Raw genomic sequence first — 19,456 nt, 5'->3', positions numbered from 1 at the left:
ACATATGAAAGAGAGCACTTATGATCCTCTCTTTCACATTATGCTTTTTATTAAGAACTAGCTAATAACCGTATCTTTTACTTCTACTTTTACCCAATACTTACTATATTGATCAATCCCAGCTAGATGATCTGGATGTTCTTCATATTTTGTAATTGCTTCCAGATTTTCAAAGGTCAACATGATATGATATGAAAAAGAATTATCGACCACTGGTCTTGGATTAGTTTTAGCGGGTTTACCGATATGGCAAGATTGTACTCCTGGCACTTTTTTCAAAATGTCAAAAAACTTTAAAAAATCCTTATCTTCCTCTGCCGTGATTCCTTCTTTTAACCAGAAATAGACGCTATGAAATATAAATCCGGCATTGAATCCGGCTTGTGTTATTGTTGTTTCATTATTACTTTGTGTATTTAGACATGAAGTCAGTACTGTTCCACCAACGCTCGCTAGCGCTAATGAGCTTAAAAATTTCTTTCTTTCCATTTGTTTTATGTTGATTATCTCGAATATACGTAGAAAAAAAGCAAAAAACCAATCTAAAAGCCAAACTTAAAAATAGAGGTTGTATACTAGAAATAAGGCACTATTTTTGATTAATTTCGACAACATTACAAATACTTCTCCCTATATTTAGTTCTTGGAGAAAAACTGGAATATCCATCCCTCTTTGTAATAAAATTAAATGTAAAATAGTAAATAAGATATAAACATAATCACTTGTTTTACGTTATAATAATAAATTAAGGTTTATATAAAGACTAAAAAATATTTTGAATAAATTTAGCCGTATCGCATTAAAGACCCTTTTATGGATTATTGGATCTGTCATTGGACTCTTACTTCTCATTATTTTTTTGATTCGACTTCCTTCCGTGCAAAATTTTATTGCCGGAAAAGTAGCCACTTATGTTGAGGGCAAAATTGGCACGCCCTTCCATATTGGTAGCATCAATATTGAATTTCCAAAAAAACTTGTTTTAGAGAACATCTATCTGGAAGATCAATCTAGAGATACATTAGTAGCAGGTGAGGCCATCAAAGTGGATATCAATATGATGAAACTACTAAAAAGTACAGTAGAAATCCAGCAACTGGAAGCTACTGGCATTACCGCAAAAATACGTCGGTCTATGCCTGACAGCAGTTTCAATTTTGACTATATCATAAAAGCATTTGCGAGCCCTGAAAGTACCAAAGCAAAAACTGATACTTCTTCTGCTATGGTATTCAATATGGACAAAGTTATCTTTGATCGTTTTCATGTGGTATATGCCGATGACGTAATTGGCACGAGTGCTGACGTCTATTTGAAACATTTTGACACCAGGATCAAGAAATTTGACTTGACAAAAAATATGGCATTTGATATGCCAAAAGTTACTATTGATGGATTAAGTGCATTAGTCACACAATGGAATCCTACCCAAGAAGGCGATGGCCCCAGTGTTGAAGATTTTGGAATTACTGATTCCACTGCAATTGCCACTTCTTTATTACCTGATATTGGTATTAATACGGCAGACCTGCGAAATATCAATGTTCGATATGAAGATAAGGCGGGAAAACTGAGAACAAGGTTTGCCATTCAAAAGCTATACGCGGATATTAATAGTATTGATCTTAATAAGGAAATTGTTTCAATAAAAAAGATTAATTTAGAAGGATCTGATTCACAGGTATTTTTTGATAAAATAGCAAAAATAACTAAACCAGCCGCAGATAAAAATACAACAGCATCAGCACCATCCAAGGTTAATTGGATTGTTTCTGTTTCTGATATCAACATCAATAATACCAATGTATGGTATAAAGATGACAATCAAGCACGGATGAAAGGATTTGATTATTTCAATATTAAAATCCCTGCGATCAATACTGCGATGACTGATTTGTATTATAGCGCAGATTCAATTAGCGGATCGCTAAAATCATTAACAGCAAAAGATCACTCCGGTTTCGAAATTAAAAATCTAAAAGGTGATTTTATCTATACCAATACAGGTGCTGAGATCAAAAATCTGTATGCTGCAACTTCTAAAACATTATTACAAGATTATATTAAAATATCTTATCCTTCTTTAGAGGCTATATCGGAAAAACCTGAATTGCTTACTGTCAATGCCAACATTAAAAAGAGTCATGTTGATATGCGCGATATTTATTACTTTGCTCCGTTCTTGGATACTATGGAGATCATGCATCCGCTCATGAATAAAAAATTCAATATTGACGGAAAAGTAATGGGAAAACTGAACGATCTCAATATCCCACACTTAGATTTCAGCACATTATCGAATACAAAAGTAATTGCCAGTGCTAGACTCAAGGGTCTTCCTAATGTTGATAAGATGTCTATTGACCTTACGCTCAAAAAATTCACAACTGGCCGATCTGATATTGAACAACTTGTTGCCAAATCATTATTTCCTAAAAATCTTGAACTTCCAAATGCAATAGGGCTTACTGGAACATTTAAAGGGGGAATGCAATCATTCAACACCAATTTATCCTTAGTGACGGAAAAAGGAACTGCTAAAGTAAATGGTAAATTTGATATGGCAAAGCGTGATACGACATATGATGCTTACGTATCTATTAAAGACTTTGACATCGGAAAAATTTTGAAACAAGATTCTGTTTTAGGTATCTTATCATTTGAAGCCAACGTAAAAGGGCATGGATTAGATCCTAAAAAAGCGATAGCGAATGTGGACGGAAAACTAATCCGTCTGGATGCTTTAGGATATCAATACCATAATATCGATATGAATATGAATGCTAATGCAGGCGATATCGAAGCTTCAATTAATAGTATTGATCCAAATGTCAAATTCAATTTAAATGCTACCGCTAATATGCATGCAAAATATCCGAAAGTCGATTTTGAACTGATGGTCGATAGCATTAATTTACAGAATTTAAAGTTAATGGATGATGACTTCCGTTATCATGGCAAAATGGTCGGAAATTTTGAAACAGCAGACCCTAATTTCCTGAATGGAGAAGCACATATCATCAATTCTTCTATTGCATACAATAATGACCGCTACACTCTTGATAGTATTTCAATTATCGCTCGTTCGGATAGCAGCTCAAATCTTTTAATGTTAAAATCTGCCTTTTTAAATGCCCATTTAGTTGGTAAATATAAATTAATGGAGCTTGGTACAGCAATACAAGACATTGCACACGTTTATTATCAACCTGGAGCTCCTGTAACCATTCCAAAATACGAAGATCAACAATTTGAATTTTCTGCTCAGTTGACCAGAACAAAATTTATAAAGGACTTCTTACCTGATCTGACTGAAATGAAAGACATCACACTTGATGGTATGTTTAATAGTAAGAACAAGTTAATCCAGGCTAAGCTCGATGCACCAAAAATTGTTTATGCAGGCACAGATATTAATAGTGTGACTTTTGATCTTACAACAGTTGACAGCACCATGTATTATTCTGCTTTGATTAACAAAATAAAAGTTAGCAATATCGAATTGATCAATACGGTACTCAGCGGTAAAGTCATTAAAAATAACTTAGATTTTGGCGTTTGGATTAAAGACAAAAAAGATAAAGAACAGTACCATTTAGGTGCCCATATGAAAGTAGATCGTGGCAACTTTCTTTTTAGCTTACTAGAAGATGGATTAATGCTAAATTATGATAAATGGAATGTCGATAGTACAAATGTTTTATCCTTTGGTAAAGCGGGTATTCAAGCTCATAATTTCATTCTGGAAAACAAGGGACAGTTATTGGAAATTAAATCACAGGATAGTGTTCTGAATTCACCTATAGATCTACTTTTTAAAAATTTCAGAATTGAGACCCTCAGTAAAATGATTGCCGCTGATGACATGAATATTGGTGGTGGTATTAATGGACAAGCAACGATTTCACGCCTTGAAAGTAATCCTGTCTTTGTATCAGATATTGGAATTGATAAATTTTACTTAGGGACGGATACAATTGGAAATGTCAATATTAAAGTTAATAATGAAAAAGAAAATACGTATGCAGCCAATGTCAGTATTACTGAAAATGGTAATAACGTCAGTTTAATAGGAGAGTTCATAAGTCCTCCAACTGGAGAAGCTACTTTTGATGCTACGCTCAACATTGCTCCTTTAAAAATGAAGACAATCCAAGCTTTCAGCTTTGGGTACTTAAAAGAATCTAAAGGGGATGTCCAAGGAGAGCTTAAAATATCCGGGACGACTGATAGACCTGTTATCAACGGTGATCTGAATTTTAATGGTGCTGAATTTAATGTTGCTATGCTTAATGCGGCGTTCTTAATTGATAACGAAAAAATTAGTTTTGATAATAGGGGAATCTCTTTATCCAATTTCAACATCAAAGATAAAAAAGGCAATACTGGTGATTTGAATGGTACCATTTTAACTAAAAACTATACAGATTATGACTTTAATTTAAATCTTAAGACTGATAACTTTGAAGTTGTGAATTCGACTCGGGAGGATAATGATCTGTTCTTTGGTAAAATGTACGTTTCTTCTGATCTACGTATAAGAGGCACATTGGATAAACCTGTTGTCGATGGAAATATCAAAGTTCAAGATAAAACTGATTTTGTATTCATTATGCCGAATGATGACCCTGGAATGGTGGAACGAAAAGGTGTCGTAGAATTTGTTGATAAAAGTGATACAACAAGAGCAAATGTTTTTGCAAAATTGGATTCACTAACAACAACAAAATTAACAGGAATCGATGTGACGCTGAATCTTCAAACTGACAAGAATGCTAAATTCAAAGTTATTCTTGACGAAGGATCTCAGGACGCCTTAAACATCCAAGGTGAAGCTGAATTAAATGCAGGTATCGATGCGAGTAACAAAATCACCATGTCGGGAACTTATACGGTCGACAAAGGAAGTTATTCGTTTTCTTTTGGGCCTGTGAAACGTGAGTTCTTATTTAAAGAAGGAAGTACAATTACATGGGCAGGAGACCCACTAGATGCGCGAATGGATATCACTGCAGTATACAAAGTCAAAGCCCCTACCCTTGAGCTGGTACAAACTCAACTTGGAGCAGATAACTCTAATCTATACAAACAGCGAGTACCATTTAATGTCAATTTATTAATCACAGAAAAGTTATTCGAGCCTAAACTAGGCTTTGATATTGATCTGGATGAAAATAACGCCATTGCGTCTCAAGATGTGGTGAGTAAAGTCAATAATGCCCTTTCACAAATACGAACAGACCCTTCTGAAATGAATAAGCAGGTTTTCTCATTGATCGTATTAGGACGCTTTTTGGCTTCTAATCCATTTGAAAGTTTATCTGGTGGTGGCGGTGTCGAATCTATGGCTCGTAATAGTGTAAGTTCATTACTAACGTCACAGTTAAACCGACTGGCTTCGGATTTAATTAAAGGAGTGGAATTAGATTTTGACTTACAATCCGAGCAGGATTTTACAACTGGAGTTGGGGAAACACGTACCGATTTAAATATTGGTGTTTCAAAAATGCTATTTAACGACCGTTTGAAAATCACTATAGGCTCAAATTTTGAAGTTGAAGGGAATTCAAGACCTGGAGAGCAGGCTGCGAATATTGCCGGAGATATTAGTCTAGATTACCAACTGTCTCAAGATGGTCGCTATTTCGCTCGCGTATATCGGAAAAACCAATATCAGGTAACACTTCAGGGCCAATATGTTGAAACAGGTATTGGATTTATCATCAATATGAGCTACAATAAATTCAGAGAAATTTGGATGAATTCTAAAAAATTAAATGAATATAATACCCGAAGCAAAAATTTCCGTAAACGTTTTGATGTAGAACGTATGGAAACCGACTCCGTTTACAGGGATAGCGTCCGCTTTGCAATTCGAGATAGCATGATGCGTAACGATCCTAAGAAATATAAAGAACGTTACTTGGATAGAAAACAAATCCAGCAAACCAAACCAAGCAATAAGACTGATTCAACGAATCAGAAAACAGATACAATAGGAGAAAAAGTGATTAGAAATGAAGAAAGGGAGAATAATGAAAAATAGCAATCAATTTATAGCTTTTGTTGTATTTATAGGGTTTTTCATTGCTTCTTGTTCGACCACAAAAAATTTAAAAGAGGGTCAGTCCTTATATGTGGATGGCCATGTCGATATTGAATCGGATACGATTTCCAAAGAACATAAAAAGGCCTTAGCTACGCATCTGGAACAGGTATTAATGCCCAAACCCAATAAGACACTTTTTGGATGGCGTTACAAACTAGCTTTCAACAACATGGCTGGGGATTCAGTTGGAAAAAATTTCATTCGCAGACAACTAAAAAAAATGGGTGAAGAACCTGTTTTATTGAGTGATGTAAATAGGGAATATAATGAAAACCTGTTAAGAAATCGACTTGAAAATATTGGTTTCTTTAATGCAGAGGTAAAGTCTGACACAACAATTAAGGATAAAGAAGCGACCATACACTATATTGCGACGACTAATCTGATTTATAAAATAAAATCTGTTACGTTTAATGTAGACAGTACGATACAGCTTGGCCGAGATATACTCCTATCTCGTGATAAGTCTCTTTTAAAGGTTGGTAAGCATTATAATTTAGATGATATCCTGAATGAACGTGATCGGATTGATAATGAACTTAAAAATATTGGGTACTATTATTTCAGTCCCGACTATATATTGGTGGAAGCAGATAGTACAATTGGAGATCATAAAGTCAATTTATATGTCACTATTAAACCTGAAACACCTGTTATAGCTAAATCACCATCCAAGATAAATAATATATACATCTATCCAAATTATACGGACGAAGGTACAGGATATCAACGTGCTCCACGTAATGCGCAATTATTCGATAGTTCATATTACTTTATAGATCCAAAAAATACCTTTAGAAAACCCGTTATAGCTAACCATATTTTCTTTAAAAAAGGAGATCGTTATAATCGCGGTGCCCATAATAAAACAATCAGTCATCTTGTAAATCTAAATAGCTTCAAATTTGTTAAAAACAACTTCGTTGATAGTAAAGATGTCAAAAACGGACTAGATGTATATTACTATCTTACTCCTCTTCCTAAGAAATCTATTCGTCTCGAATTGTTAGGAAAAATGGCTTCGGTATATAATGGCTCTGAACTTAATGTGAACTGGCAATTACGCAATGCCTTTAGAGGTGCCGAACTGTTAAGTCTAAATGTGTTTGGTGGATACGAAACACAGACCGGTGGAAGTGTAAGTCTAAACTCAAGCTATTATCGCTATGGTGCAGATCTTACTTTAACGTTTCCCCGTATTCTTTCGCCTTTCAAAATAAATCCCAGTCGTAGATTTATACCAAAAACCTACATCAAAACGGGATTTGAATTCTTAAATAGAACTCGAGCATATACATTACGATCTCTAAAACTGGACTATGGTTATATCTGGCAGGAATCTGAAGAGAAACAACATGATTTGGGACTATTAGAGATTACATATGTACAGCCCAGTCGTATTTCAGATGAATATAAAGCCCAGATGGATACGGTACCAACGCTAAAACATGCTATAGAACCACAGTTTACTATTGGTCCAAATTATAATTTTACTTTATCCAATATGATGAACAAAAATCTAAAAAACACCTTTTATTTTAAAGGAAATTTAGATTTATCTGGTAATGTATTGGGATTGATAAAAGGTGCCAACTACAATGAGGGTAAAACATTTAAATTATTCAACGCTTATTTTTCTCAATATATTAAGGCAAGTGGTGATGGTAGACATTATTTAAAACTAAGTGAAAATTCACAATTAGCATCGCGAGTCAGTTTAGGTCTAAGTTACTCTTATGGTAACTCCCGTGCTTTACCCTATCTAAAACAGTATTATGTGGGTGGTCCAAACAGTATTCGCGCTTTTGCTGCTCGAGCAATTGGTCCAGGAACTTTAAAACCTCAAAACATTGGGACCAATAAGTTCTATGCTGATCAAACTGGAGATATAAAATTGGAAATGAGTACAGAATATCGTGCTAAATTGGCTGGTTTTGTCCATTGGGCGGCATTTATTGATGCCGGTAATGTGTGGCTACAAAATACAGATGATGAAAAGCCCGGAGCAAAATTTAGCAAAGATTTCTTGACTGAATTAGCCGTCGGTGGCGGTTTAGGTTTAAGATTTGACTTTACTTTTCTTATCTTAAGAACAGATTTTGCTATTCCATTCCGTATTCCATATTTGGATAAAGGAGAGCGTTGGGTCTTGAAAGATATTGATTTAGGAAGTAGCAGATGGCGCAAGGACAACTTAATGTTTAATCTAGCTATTGGCTATCCATTTTAATAAAAAGGAGAACGAAAGTTCTCCTTTTTATTTCCTATCATTTTTTATACAACTTAATTGCTTTCCTACTATTTATTGAGTAAATTCAAAGAAAAATTAATGTCTAAGGACCAAAATTAAAAGGCTTATGAAAGTTACAATAGTTGGTGCAGGAGCAGTTGGAGCGACAACTGCAGATAATTTAATCAGAAAAGAGGTTGCTGAAGAAATCATCCTTTTAGATATCAAGGAAGGGTTTGCTGAAGGTAAGGCACAAGATATGTCACAGACTGCTGCTTTATTGGGATTCGACTCAAAAATAATAGGTGTAACGAATGATTATAGTGCAACCGCAGGCTCCACTGTTGCAGTTATTACTTCAGGAATTCCTAGAAAACCGGGCATGACCAGAGAAGAACTAATCGGCACTAATGCAAATATTGTTAAAACAGTAGTTGATAATTTGATAAAACATTCTCCTGAGGTCATTATTATTATTGTTTCAAATCCAATGGATACCATGACATATTTGGCTTTAAAAAGCTCTGGTCTTCCAAAAAATAGAATCATAGGTATGGGGGGAACATTGGATTCTGCACGATTTAAATATCAGCTAAGTCAAAAATTAAACGCTTCTGCAAGTGACCTTAATGCAATTGTTGTCGGCGGTCACGGCGATACGACCATGATTCCTCTGATCAAACATGCCACATGGAATAGTATTCCTGTAACTGATTTTTTAACGGAGGAGGAGCAAGAAGAAATTATTCAGAAAACAATGGTAGGCGGTGCAACTTTGACATCCTTAATCGGAACCTCTGCATGGTATGCTCCTGGGGCAGCTACTGCAGCTGTAGTTGAAAGTATCGTTAGAAATCAAAATAAGCTTTTCACAGCAAGTGTATTTTTGGATGGAGAATTTGGATTATCGGATATCAATTTAGGTGTTCCAGTCATTATCAATAAAAATGGATGGGATAAAATTGTACCTTTGAAGCTTTCGGAAGAGGAAAAGCAAAAACTACACAAAAGTGCGGATGCTGTTCGAAACATGAATAATGTACTAAAAGATATTAACGTTTTATAAAAATAATATGCAACTCTTTATTAAAAATATGGTCTGCAATAGATGTAAGATGGCTGTAGAAAATATATTTAAAGAGTTGCATATCCCTTATCATGATCTACAACTAGGTGTTGTTACTTTGGACCATTCACTACAGCCTGAACAACGAAAGAAAGTGAAGGAAAATCTGCATGCTATTGGTTTTGAATTAATCGATGATAAAAACACGCGTCTTATTGAAAAAATAAAATTGCTGATCATCGATTATACACGCTATCCTTATAACTATCTGAATAAAAATTTATCAGATATATTAAGTGATCATTTACATGTTGAATACAGCTCTTTAAGTGCCCTCTTCTCTTCTGTAGCAAGTATCAGTATTGAAAAATATGCTATCTTCCAAAAAATAGAATATATTAAGGAGTTATTAATTTACGATGAACTTTCATTAGCTGAAATCGCTGAAAAACTTAATTATTCAAGCACTGCATATCTCAGCAATCAATTCAAAAAAAACACAGGTTTAACACCAACGCAGTTTAAAAATTTAAATAATCCTACCGCTTTACGGCAAACTTTAGATCAAGTGCATTAATATATCTAAATAAAGATACTTTAACTTTCATGAAGCACATATTTTTTCTATGTTTGGAATATGGCAATCATCCCCTTACAGATTTTACAATTACAGGAGCAAGGCACTCATATTTTAATAGAGGTCACTTTATACGAAACTACCCATTTAATGGTTTTAGATACAGGAGCTTCAAAGACTGTTTTTGATAAAAACCAATTAGAAAAAATTCACACAGACCAATTCCAATTAGAAAGTACCGATACGCTTTCAACAGGTTTGGGCACGAATAACATGGAAAGTTTTTTGATTCATATTCCTCTTTTTAAAATCCATGATTGGAAAATAAAAAACTATAGGGCTGCAGTTCTTGACCTCAGTTCCATTAACTATGCTTACGAACAGATGAATCTACGTCCTGTGATTGGAGTGATCGGAGGAGATATTTTAGCTCCTTATGGCGCAGTGATTGATTACAAAAAGAAAACGCTTAAATTACTCAAGAGAAAGTTAAAACTTAAAGAGCCTTTTATGAATATGCAAACGTAAATATAGATAATAAGATAAAGCAATCAAAACACCTGCTCCACCCATAAAATATAAGACACTACGTAATCCGAAATAGCTTGCTAGAGCCCCTATAAGCAAACTACCTATAGGGAAAATACCTTGAAATGCCATTACATAATAAGAAATTGCTCGTGCTCTATAGATCGGCATCGCATGCGTCTGTATATACGTATTAATACTGGAGTTTTGCATCATCATAGCGAAAGAAACGATCGCCGTATATAAAAGAGCAAGAACTAAAACAGATGAATGCCCGAGTAAAAACAAGGCGGCTCCCATTAACAGTGCTGCGCCCATTACTTGGTAGCGCATATTAGTTCCTGATTTTAGCCGTGCCATATTAATCGCTCCTATCATTGCCCCAAGACCAGCTGCACTTTCAAACCATGAAAATGTACCTGCGTCGCCATTAAACATTTCTTTTGCTACCGCAGGTAATAAAGAAGTATATGGAATTACTAATAAGCTAGAAAAAGTCATCACTATAATAAGCGAAAAAATATGGGGCGATCTTTTCAAATAGTAAAACCCTTCGACCAAGCCCTGCCAATTACTTCCTTTGCTTAAGCTTGCTGTACTTTCTGTGACATTCATCATCCATAAAGTAATCAAAACAGGGATAAAACTCAGAAAATTACTACTGAAACACATCATTTCACCGTATGTACTCAATAATATACCACCAATAGCCGGACCAACCATACGCGCTGCATTAAATATAGAAGAATTTAGTGCTATTGCATTAGGCAGATCTTTTCTATTATCCACTAAATGTACCATTAACGATTGTCTTCCCAACACATCGAAAGCGTTGATCACTCCTTGTGCAAATCCCAAAATAGACAACCACAATACTGTTTCCATCTTCAGGTACACTAAAAGTGTTAAGATTCCTGCTTGAATCATTAGACCTATTTGTGTAATAAAAACAAGCTTATACTTTTTATGTTTATCTACAAAGCTTCCAATAAAGGGAGATAATACCAAAGAAGGAAGCAGGGAGATGAAAGATACAAAACCTAACCAGAAAACAGAATCTGTTAACTTATATACTAACCAACTTATAGCAACACGTTGCATCCATGTGCCCATCAATGAGATTGCCTGGCCAATTATATGTAATCTAAAATTTGGATACTGAAGCGAACGAAATATCTGCATATCAATGAATAATAGAAGTAAATGAAAGGAATGATCTAAAATGAACAGTAATGACTAAGCAATATTTGTGCAGTAATTTCATTTCTGCACAAGATTAGTGAATTTTAATCGATAACTTTGCCACTTAATGGTAAATAAACCAAACAATTAACAATCAATTCAATACAAGATGAAATTTTTTATTGACACAGCAAACTTAGAACAAATCAAAGAAGCACAAGATTTAGGTGTATTAGACGGGGTAACAACAAACCCAAGTTTAATGGCTAAAGAAGGAATCAGTGGTGACGAGAATGTAATCAATCATTACAAAGCGATCTGTGCTATCGTAGATGGCGATGTAAGTGCGGAGGTAATTTCTACGAACTACGAAGAAATGATCAAAGAAGGAGAAGCACTTGCAAAGTTAGATGACAAGATTGTTGTTAAAGTTCCTATGATCAAAGATGGTATCAAGGCAATTAAATATTTCAGCAAAAAAGGAATCAAAACAAACTGTACTTTGGTTTTCTCTGCAGGTCAGGCACTCCTAGCTGCAAAAGCTGGAGCTACTTATGTTTCACCTTTCATTGGTCGTTTAGATGATATTTCTACAGATGGTTTAGGACTTATCGAAGAGATCCGTTTAATCTATGATAACTACAGTTTCCCAACACAGATCTTAGCGGCTTCGGTACGTAACAGTGCGCACATTTTAGGTTGTGCTAAGATTGGAGCTGATGTGATGACGGGTCCTTTATCTGCAATCACAGCTTTATTAAAACACCCATTAACAGATAGTGGCCTTGCTACTTTCTTGGCTGACCACGCGAAGGCGGCAGGAAAATAAAATCGATATAAAACGACTTTAAAGAAACGGTCAGAAACGAGTATGAATAACTTGTTTCTGACCGTTTTTTTATATTAGAATAATGATGTATTTTTGTATTATGAGTAAAGAGCAACAACAGGAAAAAACAGTACATGAGCGTGTCGATTTTACAACTTTACTAAAACAATATCAGCTTAAGGTTACACAGCCTAGACTGCGAACTTTAGAAGTTATATCGACTAAGAAATCAGCCATTTCACAACCAGAGCTCGAAAAATTAATCGGTAAAGAAATTGATCGTGTCACCCTCTATCGCGTGTTAGCTTCATTTGAGGAGAAGGGAATATTGCATAAAATTTTTGATCTAAATGGTACAGCTACTTACGCCCTCTGTTCGACCAACTGCTCCGAGCACAATCATCATGACCAACATGTGCACTTCATCTGTAGAAACTGTAACTCCGTATTTTGCATGGATGAAATCACACTTCCAAATTTCAACATTCCGGAAGGTTACAAACTTGAAGCTGTAGCGATAAATGCACTGGGTCTTTGTGATCAATGTCAGGAAAAATAATCAAAAACAAAATTTCACTGAATAAGAAGGAAGGTACCAACATTTCTGAAAACCTTTACTTTGCACGTGCTTCTCATCAATCCTGATGCTAAAGTCCTTTCTTATCGTCAACTAAAATTTAGCAAAAAAAAACCTAACTAATTGACACAGATTATTTTATTAAATTTTAATAAATAAGAATTTGATAAAAACACATTTAGCAAAATATTAAAAATCGAGCAGAACCTGAAAGTATATTGTTTATCAACATTACAAATAATGACTCATTAAGCTATTTAATATTTAATGCACTGTTTATCAAAATATTAAATAAGCTAAATAGAATTAAATATACACTTAATTCTATAACCAAAACAAAGAACATTTATATATCCACAATTTCGGATTAATATTTGTATATTGTATGTGATAAGACATCGGGAATAGCCTAAATAGCAATGGTATTATATTGCAAACTACAGTAGCCTTCTCCCCCACTTACAACACGATAAAAGTAAATAAAAACGTATGACGACAAAAAAAGAAAACCCGTACCAAGAGGTTTTAACACAGCTCATCATCGACATCTTCGAGAAGTCAAACAACAAGCCACTCAACTATAAACAAGTCGCATCAAAGCTGAACGTTCACGATTCAGATTCAAAAATAGCAATCGCCAACATTCTGACTGACCATCCAAGAAACAGCCCTTTTTTAGAGGTTGAGAAGGGTAAATTCAAACTTCGTCAACTTAAAGTTTACGTGACTGGAAAAGTCGATATGACTGCTGAAGGATCGGCTTATATTATACCTCAAGACGAATTTGAGAATGATATCTTTGTGGCGCCTAGGAAATTACGTCAAGCACTGCATGGAGATATTGTTAAAGTACATACTTTTGAGAAGAGCAGAGGCCGTAAAAAAGAAGGAGAAGTTGTTGAAATTATACAGCGTGCAAAAACAGATTTCACAGGTATTATCAATCTTTCTCAAAACTTCGCATTCTTTATTGCAGACGATAGAAAGATGTTGCATGATATTTTTATACCGCTTGATAATCTTGAGGGTGCTAAGGATGGAGAAAAGGTGGTCGTCTCTATTATTGACTGGCCACAAGGTGCAAAAAATCCGATTGGCAAAGTCAAAACTATTTTAGGTAAAAAAGGAGAAAACAACACGGAAATGAATGCTATATTGGCAGACTACGGATTTCCATTAAAGTTTCCTAAAAAAGTTGAAGAAGAGGCAAATGCTTTACCAGAGACCTGCTCTAAGGAAGAAATTGCAAAACGCAGGGATTTTAGGGCAATCACCACATTTACAATTGATCCTGCTGATGCAAAAGATTTCGATGATGCAATTTCTTTTCAGCAATTAGAAAATGGGAATTATGAAATCGGAGTCCATATTGCCGATGTTTCGCACTATGTTATTCCAGAGACTGAACTGGACAAAGAAGCATACGAAAGAGGTACTTCAGTATATCTTGTCGATAGGGTAATCCCCATGCTTCCAGAGCGACTTTCCAATGGTGTATGTTCATTACGACCACATGAGGATAAACTTTGTTTCTCAGCGGTCTTTGAGCTTGATGAAAAGGCAAATGTTGTAGAGCAATGGTTTGGAAGAACTATCATTCATTCTGATCGACGCTTTTCTTACGAAGAAGCTCAAGAAGTTATTGAAACAAAAACAGGAGATTTTTCTTCAGAGATACTAAAACTAAATGAACTTGCTTATATTCTTCGTGAGCGCAAATTTAAAAATGGTGCAATTGCATTTGAAAGTGAAGAAGTAAAATTCACGTTGGATGAGAACGGTAAACCAACGGGGGTCTATACCAAAGTAAGAAAAGATGCGCATAAACTCATTGAAGATTTCATGCTTCTAGCCAATAGAAAAGTTGCTGAATACATTGGGAAACAGGGAAAAGGAAAAAATAAATTACCATTTGTTTATCGTTTTCACGATGTCCCGAATCCAGAGACATTAACTACATTTTCTCAATTTGCTGCTCGGTTCGGGCATAAGTTAACGATCAAATCTGACAAAGAAACGGCAAAATCTCTCAATGCTTTAATGACTAAAATTGAAGGCAGTAAAGAGCAAAATATGTTAACATCCTTGGCGATTCGTTCGATGGCAAAAGCGATCTATACGACAAAAGGAACAAGTCACTATGGTCTTTCATTTGATTATTATACGCACTTCACTTCACCTATTCGCCGATATCCTGATGTAATGGTACATAGATTATTAGCATACTATTTAAGTGGAGGTGATAAAATCAATGCCGATCATTATGAAAAAATGTGTGAACACACTTCACAAATGGAGAAGAAGGCAGCAGAAGCCGAACGTGCTTCAATTAAATATAAACAAGCTGAATTTTTACAGGAACAAATCGGGACTGAATATACAGGAATTATCTCTGGTGTAACTGAATGGGGTATGTACGTAGAAATTGAAACCAACAAATGCGAAGGTATGGTTAGATTACGAGACATTAACGACGACTTTTATGTATTAGACGAAAAGAACTTTGCAATCATAGGTCAACGCAAGAAAAAGAAATATCAATTAGGTGACGAAGTACAGATCAAAGTTAAAAAGGTTGATCTTGACAAACGTCAAATCGATTTTACTTTAATCAGTTAAGTCATATTAAAATACAATGGACGCCTCCAATCAAGTAAAACACTTTTTTGGGGGCTTTTCATTTCAAAGACAGACTAACCCTAACCATCTAAATGTCTCAACATCTCATCTGTAAAATGCTCAATATGCCTGGTCTGCGTAAATTTAACAGCATTAAAAACTTCTGATTCGCCCTTCGGGATGGATAGTGACTTCCAATTATTCCCTTTCATCATTTTTCCCAACATAACAATCTGTCCTACATGATAGGGATAATGAGCCAATTGTCGATTAATTGCTTCTACGACTGTATGGCCCTGATTACGTATATAAATTAGCTTTCCTAGATCTTCAAATTCCAAACACTTCAAGGTGTTAAATAAATTGTCCCATGCTTCATTCCATTCCCGAAACAACCTGTTCTTGTCCTGATCCACCAATTCAAACTCTGCATCACGATTTCTCCATTCTTTTTCACCATCAGAAGTAAGAAAATCTGTAAAACGAGACTTCATATTACCGGATATATGCTGAATAAGTACAGCTACACTATTACTTTCATCATTGTAACGCCAAAATAACTGACTATCACTTAACTGATTCAAAGTACTATCAACTAAATGCTTATAATACAAAAACAATTTTTGAACATCCTCTAAATAATTCATAACAATCTGATTTACAAAATAAAACAACCTCTCATACACCTTCCAATTATTCTTAAATCTAAGTAGAAAAATTCACTTTTTTTTAGGTAAAACCCAAAAATTGACATTCAATTGAAAAAATAGCCATCATTAATAGTATATATTAAAAGACCATTCGTTTTCCTTGCTCCGGAAAAATAAAATTAACTTTATAAGAATTATTTTCCAGTAATTGCCGTTTAATCGTGTCAACATTATCGGAAACAGGCTTCATATGTGTAACAATAACATTTAAACCTTGTAGCATATCTCTTCCGGTAAAAGTTGCTAGCTTTCCCAATTCTTCATTTAAAAGTAGAGGTGTTAAATGTCCAAAAAGTAATTTTTCTGGTTGTGCATTCGGAAATGAAACTTCAATCATTAAAGCTTTCAATCGTCGTGATTTAATTATGGGTGCTATAGACTGCCATAAATTTTCAAGATTTGTGACCTTTTCCACACGGTCTGCTCCTGTATCTCCTAGGTATACGATAGAACTGTCGCCTATAGTTACTAAAACTGCTGAACTCTTCATCGGGTTCACATGGCTTAAATCAAAAGCCTGAATAGTCATTCCGGTATTTGTTACCGTATCGATCTCGCCAATTTTTAAACGTTTATATTGATATTTCCGTATGGGTAAATCACCTTCATTAGCAAAATTAGCCCATGTATCGTTTATGAAATAATGCGCTTTCAATACATCTATCATTGCTGCTGTTGCGTAAATATTTTTTGCAGCATCTGAGGGAGAATTGATTATCATCCCTGCTAGATGATCAAGATGTCCGTGCGAGATGAAGTACCCTTTGATATAATCTCGCAATACCCTGCCGGCTGGAACCTCAAATGTTTTTAAGGTTATTGCTTTTCGAATTCCAGCATTTATAGTACCGGCATCTAGCGCTAAATACGCATTTGCCTTATACTTACCAATCAAGTATGAAGATAGATTATCTTCATGATCTCCTCCATAAACTCCCAACGGCACTACTTCAAATGTCTGACTATATACTTTAGAACACAACAGAGTCAGCGTAAGCAGGATGATTTTTTTCATATTGATACTTTCGATTTTGATAAACGATACAAAAATATCATAAAAACATGAACGCAATTTCATGTTTTTATGATATTGTCTAAAAAATAAAATGGAACAAAATTTAATAGGTGAAATAAATTATTTTGTTCAGATTTGCAGTTTACAAGTTACTTTAAAAATGAAATTTAGAAATGATATAGGGGCATTACGTGCTTTAGCGGTACTGGCAGTAATTTTTTTTCATTTCAAAGTACCCTATTTTGATGGTGGCTTTAGTGGTGTGGATATTTTTTTCGTCATCTCTGGCTACTTAATGACCCGAATTATTTTAAAGGGCTTTGAGAATAGCAACTTTTCTTTTAAACAATTCTATACTAAACGTATAACACGCATTATTCCTGCACTTTTGTTTCTTCTTGTAGGTGTTTCTATTATTGGTAGTTTTATATTACTTCCAAAAGACTTACAACAACTTGGAAATAATGCATTTTTCAGCATAATCTTTAGTTCCAATATTGAATATTATTTAAATAGTGGATATTTTGATGTTGCCTCTCAAAATAACATTCTTTTGCACACATGGTCATTATCGGTCGAATGGCAATTTTACCTTTTATACCCTGCCCTCTTATTCCCTTTTAAAAGACTTTACTCGAACAATAAAATAAGGTTTGTTAGCTTTTTCATCTTTTTGATTATGCTGTCATTAGGTTTGAATTTATATTTCAATAATACAGATCAATCCTTCAGTTTTTATATGTTCCCGACTCGGGCATGGGAAATGTTAATTGGGGGACTTGCATTTTTAGGAGAGTCTTATACTCAAAAGTCGATACCCAAGCTCTTCAGAAAAGTAGTTGCAATTACGGGATATGCTATTTTAATTGTTAGTATCTATTTATTTAACGAACAAAATATAAGCTGGCCTTCCTATTATACACTTATTCCTGTCATTGCGACCTTTGGTATCATTATAGCACAGTGCGATTTCAATTTTTTATCCATTAAACCAATACAATGGGTAGCGAAACTATCCTATTCTTTATATCTATGGCATTGGCCAATTTATGTATTCGCCATTTATCTCGGATTGAATCAACCCCTTATTATCATTCCCATCCTCACACTTTCTTTACTCTGTGCAAGTATTTCTTATTATTTCATCGAGGCCAATAAGAAATTTGATCAACTACCATTTACAATAATTGCTACCACCGCTGTTGGGTTGCTAACAGGAATTATGATGTTATTTCCTTATAATCGATTACAAATAAACAAAGAAATTGATTACCTGACGAACTATAACACCAATTACAGAAAAAACAGACTTCCTTCACAATTCAGAAAAGGCATATGCCATCTGGATATAGACAATACATTTAAGCAATATAATTTTGAAAGCTGTGCCACCATCATTCCAAACAAAAAGAATATTCTTTTACTAGGGGATAGTCATGCGGGTGTTTTCGGACAGAGTTTAAAAGAGCAATTAGAAAAACAAAATATCAATCTTTTACAAGCAACCGTATCCACCACTTATCCACTTTTGGACACCAAAGGGCCAAAGGCATCTTGCGAACTGATCGATTATATGTATCAAAAATTTATACCAGAAAATACGAAAAAAATTGATGAAGTGATACTTGTTGGTTTTTGGGGCTCGCAACAATATCCAGATGAAACCTTAAAAATAAAACTTCAGCAAGTAATTCAATATTTTAAAGAAAATGGTATTCCGCTTAAAATGATCGGACAGACCCCTAGTTATTCTATCATCTTTCCAAATATTTTGGCTCTACAGATAAAAAATAAAAGTGTAAAAGAAGAAAACTACGTTGAATCCCGATCTGCACATATCAATACTTATCTAAAAACCTTTATTCCAGAAGATATTTACATTGATATTTACAATTTACCTGAAATAATTAAATACAATGGTCAAGATCCCTACATGCATGATGACGATCATTTATCGAAATATGGAGCTGATCAAGTTGTTCGTTACTTATTACAAAAAAAACTAATCTAACA

Annotated in this window: 13 protein-coding genes; 9 read left to right on the top strand and 4 right to left on the bottom strand. The window is 34.5% G+C overall.

Going from position 1 to position 19,456, the window contains the following annotated elements; translation table 11 throughout:
- Positions 1–57: 57 nt before the first annotated feature.
- Positions 58–489 (bottom strand): Dabb family protein, encoded by a 432-nt coding sequence (locus JAZ75_RS13055; RefSeq protein WP_132770829.1) that lies wholly within the window; start codon positions 487–489, stop codon positions 58–60.
- Between the two features lie 287 nt (positions 490–776).
- Here JAZ75_RS13055 and JAZ75_RS13050 point away from each other — a divergent pair, with 287 nt between their 5' ends.
- From JAZ75_RS13050 to JAZ75_RS13030, 5 genes are all read left to right on the top strand, one after another.
- Entirely contained in the window at positions 777–6,047 is a 5,271-nt protein-coding gene (locus JAZ75_RS13050; protein ID WP_183916951.1) for a translocation/assembly module TamB domain-containing protein, read from the top strand.
- A complete protein-coding gene (locus tag JAZ75_RS13045) occupies positions 6,037–8,340 on the top strand; it encodes a BamA/TamA family outer membrane protein (RefSeq protein WP_232789185.1) in 2,304 nt (767 codons plus the stop codon). Before JAZ75_RS13050 ends, JAZ75_RS13045 begins: the two co-directional genes overlap by 11 nt.
- A gap of 127 nt (positions 8,341–8,467) precedes the next feature.
- On the top strand, positions 8,468–9,406 hold the full coding sequence (locus tag JAZ75_RS13040) for a malate dehydrogenase (RefSeq protein WP_208695858.1): 939 nt from the start codon (positions 8,468–8,470) through the stop codon (positions 9,404–9,406).
- Positions 9,407–9,455: 49 nt separating this feature from the next.
- On the top strand, positions 9,456–9,983 hold the full coding sequence (locus JAZ75_RS13035; RefSeq protein WP_232789184.1) for a helix-turn-helix domain-containing protein: 528 nt from the start codon (positions 9,456–9,458) through the stop codon (positions 9,981–9,983).
- A 60-nt stretch (positions 9,984–10,043) separates the two neighbouring features.
- Positions 10,044–10,511 carry an aspartyl protease family protein gene (locus tag JAZ75_RS13030; RefSeq protein WP_021188476.1) on the top strand — a complete coding sequence of 156 codons (468 nt, stop codon included), beginning with the start codon at positions 10,044–10,046 and terminating at the stop codon, positions 10,509–10,511.
- On the opposite strand, the gene JAZ75_RS13025 is transcribed toward JAZ75_RS13030, so the two are convergent.
- Complete coding sequence (locus JAZ75_RS13025) at positions 10,473–11,693, bottom strand: MFS transporter (RefSeq protein ID WP_021188477.1); 1,221 nt, start codon at positions 11,691–11,693, stop codon at positions 10,473–10,475. The two genes, JAZ75_RS13030 and JAZ75_RS13025, sit on opposite strands and share 39 nt — an antisense overlap.
- 169 nt (positions 11,694–11,862) lie before the next feature.
- On the opposite strand from JAZ75_RS13025, the gene fsa reads away from it, so the two are divergent.
- From fsa to rnr, 3 genes are all read left to right on the top strand, one after another.
- On the top strand, positions 11,863–12,522 hold the full coding sequence (fsa, locus tag JAZ75_RS13020) for a fructose-6-phosphate aldolase (protein ID WP_021188478.1): 660 nt from the start codon (positions 11,863–11,865) through the stop codon (positions 12,520–12,522).
- Between the two features lie 100 nt (positions 12,523–12,622).
- On the top strand, positions 12,623–13,081 hold the full coding sequence (locus JAZ75_RS13015) for a Fur family transcriptional regulator (protein WP_132842779.1): 459 nt from the start codon (positions 12,623–12,625) through the stop codon (positions 13,079–13,081).
- Between the two features lie 507 nt (positions 13,082–13,588).
- Positions 13,589–15,718, top strand: a complete 2,130-nt coding sequence (gene rnr, locus JAZ75_RS13010) for a ribonuclease R (protein ID WP_132842781.1) — start codon at positions 13,589–13,591, stop codon at positions 15,716–15,718.
- Between the two features lie 80 nt (positions 15,719–15,798).
- Here the strand turns inward: rnr and JAZ75_RS13005 are convergent, their stop codons facing one another.
- Both JAZ75_RS13005 and JAZ75_RS13000 read right to left on the bottom strand, forming a co-directional pair.
- Positions 15,799–16,365 carry a DUF1572 family protein gene (locus tag JAZ75_RS13005; RefSeq protein ID WP_021188481.1) on the bottom strand — a complete coding sequence of 189 codons (567 nt, stop codon included), beginning with the start codon at positions 16,363–16,365 and terminating at the stop codon, positions 15,799–15,801.
- A 142-nt stretch (positions 16,366–16,507) separates the two neighbouring features.
- Positions 16,508–17,443, bottom strand: coding sequence for an MBL fold metallo-hydrolase (locus tag JAZ75_RS13000; RefSeq protein ID WP_031287325.1), 936 nt, complete (start codon positions 17,441–17,443; stop codon positions 16,508–16,510).
- Positions 17,444–17,603: 160 nt separating this feature from the next.
- Here JAZ75_RS13000 and JAZ75_RS12995 point away from each other — a divergent pair, with 160 nt between their 5' ends.
- Positions 17,604–19,454 carry an acyltransferase family protein gene (locus JAZ75_RS12995; RefSeq protein WP_208695856.1) on the top strand — a complete coding sequence of 617 codons (1,851 nt, stop codon included), beginning with the start codon at positions 17,604–17,606 and terminating at the stop codon, positions 19,452–19,454.
- Positions 19,455–19,456: the final 2 nt, after the last annotated feature.

The sequence above is a fragment of the Sphingobacterium sp. UDSM-2020 genome (assembly GCF_016132525.1).
GTDB classification, from domain to species: domain Bacteria; phylum Bacteroidota; class Bacteroidia; order Sphingobacteriales; family Sphingobacteriaceae; genus Sphingobacterium; species Sphingobacterium anhuiense.
This window is presented reverse-complemented; position numbering and strand designations above follow the sequence as displayed.